Here is a 4,125-nt window from a genome sequence, read left to right on the forward strand (position 1 = left end):
GAAAAATCGCCCCCGCCAATCACATCCGAATAGTTTTCACGGCGCGCCAGCGCAGCCGCCATCCGGTCAGACGCTCGCTCTGAAAGAGTGTAGATTGAGGCCCCACGCGTCGTCTCTGCCCCATTTGTGATCGAATCCGCATGAATGGAGATGAACAGATCAGCCCCTTTCCCACGCGCCAGCTTGGTCCGGTTCCCCAAAGAGATGAATTTATCATCATCACGGGTTAGATAGACCTGATAGTAGCCAAGTTTATCCAGTTTCTCTTTCAAAAACCGGCCAAAATTCAGAACGATCGCCTTTTCAAGCGTGCCATTACTGCCAACTGCGCCAGAATCAACACCGCCGTGTCCCGGATCGATAATGATCACGGGCACATCGTTTTCAGCCATCGCAGCTGGCTCTTGAGTGTCTTGCTTTGGAACAGACGCCGTCGCCCCTACTGGCTGCGCATGAGAGGTGGCCTGACCAACCGCAGCTTCAAACTCATCAGGAGAAGTTTCGGTCAGATCAATAACCAGCCGTGTTGGTTGATCTTGTACGCCAGGCAGCAGAAAGGTTTTATCCAGAGCGACTGGAGAGTTGAGATCCAGCACCACTCTGGAACGCCCTTTGGAGATGGAGCCATACCGCCAGGACCGAACCAGCCCCCGCCCTTTTGGCACGAAATCTCTTGGAAACTGGAAGGTGACAGAAGGCAGATCAATCACCAACCGATAAGGGTGAGACAAGAATGAAAGGTTATATCCAACCTCACCATCCATATCCAGAATGAAGCGCGTCCGTGCCAGGTCACCGGCAACACGTGCATCAGAAACGACCGAAACCGCGTTTTGCGCCGATGCAGCATCACTCATGGCAACAGTTGCAATGAGTGAAAATGCGACACAATAAAAGCTGAGAGCACAGAACCTGAATGCATGACTGATGCGGCTCACCTTTTCACTCCCCTATAGAAACACTGGCAATTTAGTTTAAATCAAGTTGAACGATTAAAACACGATTAAGCGAAAGTCACCCCGCCAAACCTATCATTAAGCATTGATTAACAACTGCAGCTTTCGTAGCAAGACATCGCCAGATCGATTTTCCCAAGCTTGCCAAGCGTCTCGTGGGATCGTAAAAGGTTTACTAGGACTTCGATTTGGAATTGTTCCGTAAAGTTGTGAGCCATATTTTTTGAAGCTGATATCCTGAGATTTTCGCAGTTTTCAAACTGATCGAAATGTTTCAAAAAGCCCATATGAGCCATTTGTGCCGTTTCCGGTTTGTTGATGAGGATACGGTATAAACCAACTGGAAGAGCAGTCTGCTCGAGAGCCAAGACAGAGTTTTGCCGTGACATTTTCGGTCATGGCGGGTTGTGAACAGATTTTCTGTCGCTTTGGATAAGTGCTTTATCCCCGAATTTTCGGAGAGATACGGCAGCTAGGCGCAGGAACAGACGTTTACAGATTGGAAGCCTGAAGAAGCGCTTCCATTTCAAGCATACCGCCTTATGGGCGGTCAAAAGAGATCATTAAGGGCGAACGGTTTGTCAAAGCTACGCGCAAATACAAATGAACATGAGTTAAGAAGCAGTGCGCCGACGTGTCAGTCGGTCCCTTCTTGCCGTGGTCATGCGCGCCGCCGTCTCTCCTTTTCTACTAGCAACTTACATAACAAGTTGACCGACCTGACGATGTACAAATCTCAGCGCCACTCGCGCCGTCTTCAGTGTTTGGTCCTAAGGAACTCACTTCATGGCAAACAAGATGCTGATAGATGCGACCCACCCGGAGGAGACCCGGGTTACGGTCGTGCGCGGGAATCGGGTTGAGGAATTTGACTTTGAAGCCGCAAACAGAAAGCAGCTTCGCGGAAATATCTACCTAGCTAAAGTCACACGAGTAGAGCCATCACTTCAGGCCGCTTTTGTTGAATATGGTGGCAACAGACACGGGTTCCTCGCCTTCAGCGAAATCCATCCGGATTATTATCAGCTCCCGAAAGAAGATCGGGAGGCTCTTGAAGCTCAGCTTGCAGCCGAAGCAGCTGCAAACCAGCGTGAACGTGCCCGCAGAGAAAAAGAAGAAGCAAAGCGTGAAGCCGAAATTCAAAAGGTTGCTGTAGCGAAAGCCGCAGAAGCCTCTGAAGATGTTGTTGCTGAGCTGATCGAAGCTGAAACCAGTGCTCTGGAAGCAGAACACGAGGCCGAAGCTCTTGCCAGCATGGATGCTCCTTTCCAGGATGACAGCATCGAGGATATCGAGGCTGAAGCTGCGGAAGAAGACGAAGCTGGCAATTCTACAGCGCAAAAAGCAAGCGCTGGTGATGCAACGGCTGCCAAGCCTTCTTCAAAAGAGCCTGTAGCTGAGGCTGATACTGCTGAAGACACAGAAGCTTCCGACAAAGCCGCATCAGAAGACGCGACTGAGGAAGCTGCAGAAGAGACATCTGAAGCTGAAGAGCAGGATGATAGCGAAGAGGAAGCGGAAGAAGAAGTTACCGCACGCCCTCGCCGTCTGCGCGACAACTATAAAATTCAGGAAGTCATCAAACGCCGTCAGCTGCTGCTGGTACAGGTCGTGAAGGAAGAGCGCGGAAATAAAGGCGCTGCTCTGACAACATATCTGTCCCTCGCTGGCCGTTACTCTGTTTTGATGCCAAACACCGACCGTGGTGGCGGGATTTCCCGCAAAATCACGAAGCCAACAGACCGCAAGCGCCTGAAGCAGGTTGCTGGTGATCTGGATGTGCCGAACGGCATGGGTGTTATCCTGCGCACAGCAGGCGCCAGCAGAACCAAAGCAGAAATCAAGCGTGACTTCGAATACCTTCTGCGTCTTTGGGAAAATGTCCGCGAACTGACCCTTGATTCAGCAGCCCCTACCCTCGTTTACGAGGAAGGCAGCCTGATCAAGCGCTCTATTCGCGACCTGTACAACAAAGACATTGATCAGGTTATGGTTTCTGGCGAAGAAGGCTACCGTGAAGCGAAAGACTTCATGCGCATGCTGATGCCAAGCCATTCCAAGAATGTTCAGCCTTATCGCGATGCAACGCCAATCTTCACCCGTTTCGGTGTAGAAGCCCAGCTCGACGCAATGTTCTCACCACAGGTGACGCTGAAGTCCGGTGGCTACATTGTCATCAACCAGACAGAAGCTCTTGTTGCGATTGATGTGAACTCCGGGAAAGCAACCCGCGAACAGAACATTGAAGACACAGCTCAGGCAACCAACCTGGAAGCCGCAGAAGAAATTGCTCGTCAACTTCGCCTGCGCGACCTCGCCGGCCTTGTGGTTATCGACTTCATTGATATGGAAGAGAACCGCAACAACCGCGCTGTTGAACGTCGCCTAAAAGAATGTCTGAAGTCTGACCGTGCCCGCATTCAGGTTGGCCGCATCTCACATTTCGGCTTGCTCGAAATGTCACGTCAGCGCATCCGCACCGGCGTACTCGAAAGCTCATCAGTTGTTTGCCCGCACTGCCATGGTTCTGGCATCGTGCGCTCAGTAGAATCTGTTGCTCTGCACATCCTCCGCTCCCTGGAAGATCAGCTGCTGCGTGGCTCTACTCACAACTTGAACCTGAGCACGCCAAATGAAGTGGCGATGTACATTCTCAACCAGAAGCGCCATCACTTGATGGATCTGGAACGTCGCTTCGGTCTGGAAATCTCTATTCTCGGAGACGACACCGTCACCGAGCAGCACTTCACTCTGGAGCGCGGCGAGCTTGCAACACCAAGCGAGCGTACGCAGCCTCTGCCAGCTACAGTTCAGCCGGACACCATCTTCCCCATTGAGGAGGAAGAAGAAGACATCGTTGAAGAGGCTGTAGAGGAAGAGAAGCAAGAAGCAGCTGATGAGGACGGCAATGATCGTCGTCGTCGCCGTCGTCGTCGTCGTCGTCGCACTGGCAACGAGAAAGACGAAGCTGAGCAGCAGGAGACAACATCTGCGAGCGCTGAAGAGCCGTCCGCTGAAGAAGACGCATCCTCTGAAGAAAAGTCAGCTGACGCGGACTCTACTGAGCTAACAGACGAAGAAGAAGATCGCCGCCGCAAGCGTCGCCGTGGTCGCCGTGGTGGCCGCCGCTCTCGTCGCAGAAGCGCATCTGATGAAAACGGCGAGAACG

General features: G+C 52.1%; 2 protein-coding genes. One reads left to right on the top strand and one right to left on the bottom strand.

Annotation, left to right across the window (positions count from 1 at the left end; translation table 11 throughout):
- Positions 1-938 (bottom strand): N-acetylmuramoyl-L-alanine amidase (locus PPL9_RS01355; RefSeq protein WP_057460963.1); only part of this gene is annotated, 938 nt, incomplete at its 3' end.
- A gap of 804 nt (positions 939-1,742) precedes the next feature.
- On the opposite strand from PPL9_RS01355, the gene PPL9_RS01365 reads away from it, so the two are divergent.
- Positions 1,743-4,125: ribonuclease E/G (locus tag PPL9_RS01365; protein WP_057460965.1), on the top strand; the 2,383-nt coding region annotated here is incomplete at its 3' end.

It is taken from the genome of Pseudovibrio sp. POLY-S9, assembly GCF_001431305.1.
In the GTDB taxonomy this organism is placed as follows: domain Bacteria; phylum Pseudomonadota; class Alphaproteobacteria; order Rhizobiales; family Stappiaceae; genus Pseudovibrio.